2 protein-coding genes are annotated in these 1,304 nt (G+C 62.7%); both read left to right on the top strand.

The features are described 5' to 3' along the window. The coding region (locus tag HW443_RS11345) for an IS66 family transposase (protein WP_219857253.1) at positions 1-449 on the top strand (449 nt) is incomplete at its 5' end. Next, positions 446-1,304, top strand: an 859-nt coding sequence (locus HW443_RS11340) for a Druantia anti-phage system protein DruA (RefSeq protein ID WP_176238236.1), incomplete at its 3' end; no start/stop codon positions are given. The genes HW443_RS11345 and HW443_RS11340, both read left to right, overlap by 4 nt.

Here is a 1,304-nt window from a genome sequence, read left to right as displayed (position 1 = left end):
GCCTGGAGGACCAGGCGTTGCGCCAGGCCGCTGCCTCCCTGGTGGAAGTGCGGGAGGAGGAACTCGCCGATGAAACGCTGCCTCCAGCCCCGAGGAAGGCGCTGAAGAGTATGCGCACCCCTTGGGAGGGGCTCACGCTCTTTGTGGACTATCCGCAGATCCCTATGGACAACAACGAATCGGAGCGGCGGCTGCGCAATCCGGTCGTCGGGCGAAAGAACTACTACGGCAGCGGCTCAATCTGGAGCGGCCTGCTGACTGCTGCCACCTTTACGATCTTCCAAACGCTACTGCTCAACCACATCGATCCGCAAAAGTACCTGCTGGCTTACTTCGAGGCGGGCGCAGAAAACGGCGGACGCCCACCTGAGAATATCGAATCCTTCCTGCCCTGGAACCTGTCGGCCCAACAGAAGGCCGTCTGGCGTTATCCGCGGTCATCCCCATGAGCGCTCCTGCTGCTGCCGGATCGGTTCGCTACTGCGGCCGCATCTTTACCATAGAAGAGATCGACCGGATCCGGGAGCTCCTGGTGTCCGAACCGAGACGCAATCGTCTCCAGCTCTCCCGGGTAGTCTGCGATGAACTCGGCTGGCTGCGTGCAGACGGCCGCCGGAAGGACATGTCCTGCCGGGTTGCCATGCTGCGCATGCACCGGGATGGCCTTATCACCTTGCCCCCACCGCAAAAGGGCAACGGCAACGGTCGCACCCGTCCCCGGCTGACCTCGGCCTCAGATCCCCGCGAGCCAATCACGCTTCCCGCGGGCGCCCTGGGGGAACTCCTCTTCCGCCCCGTGAACACGCGAAAAGACTCGTCGCTCTGGAACGAGCTGATCGAACGCTATCACTACCTGGGATACAAACCCCTGCCAGGCGCGCAGATTCGCTACCTGGTCTTTAGCGGCCCCCATCTCCTGGCAGCACTGGGCTTTGGAGCTGCGGCCTGGGCCCTCGCCCCTCGCGACCGGTTCATCGGCTGGACCGCTGAGCAGCGGGTGCACAACCTTCATCTGGTCGTAAACAACGCCCGCTTCCTTATCCTTCCCTGGGTCAGTTCCCAGAACCTGGCCTCCCGAGTTCTGGCCGGCGTCGCCAGGCGCTTGCCAAAGGACTGGCAGACCCGCTATGGCTACCAGCCTGTTCTGCTGGAAACCTTTGTCGAACAGGGCCGGTTCCACGGTACCTGCTACCGCGCTGGTAACTGGATCCAGGTTGGACAGACCCAAGGGCGGGGAAAGCTGGATCGACACACCCGTTACCCACTCCCGGTGAAGGATATCTTCCTCTATCCCCTTCACAAGC

The sequence above is a fragment of the Candidatus Hakubella thermalkaliphila genome, from assembly GCF_013281975.1.
In the GTDB taxonomy this organism is placed as follows: domain Bacteria; phylum Actinomycetota; class Humimicrobiia; order Hakubellales; family Hakubellaceae; genus Hakubella; species Hakubella thermalkaliphila.
This window is presented reverse-complemented; position numbering and strand designations above follow the sequence as displayed.